The sequence below is a fragment of the Pseudomonas sp. PDM10 genome (assembly GCF_014852295.1).
Lineage (GTDB): Bacteria > Pseudomonadota > Gammaproteobacteria > Pseudomonadales > Pseudomonadaceae > Aquipseudomonas.
Window position 1 is genome coordinate 1 of sequence record NZ_JACVBJ010000037.1, and the last position, 255, is coordinate 255.

Here is a 255-nt window from a genome sequence, read left to right on the forward strand (position 1 = left end):
GCGACGAGCAAGCCATGCTCAACAGCCTCGGCTTCGACTCGCTGCGAGCCCTGAGCGCCAGCGTCATCCCCGACAGCATCAAGGGCACCAGCGTCCTCGGCCTCGAAGACGGCCTCAGCGAAGCCGACGCCCTGGCCTTGATCAAGTCCATCGCCGGCAAAAACCAGCTGTTCAAGACCTTCATCGGCCAGGGCTACTACGGCACCCACACGCCGTCGCCGATCCTGCGCAACCTGCTGGAAAACCCGGCCTGGT

The 255-nt window shown here is 64.7% G+C and carries 1 protein-coding gene; it reads left to right on the plus strand.

Annotated features, from left to right (window positions below):
• On the plus strand, positions 1–255 hold a 255-nt coding region (locus tag IB252_RS30000), incomplete at both ends, for a hypothetical protein (protein WP_192411156.1).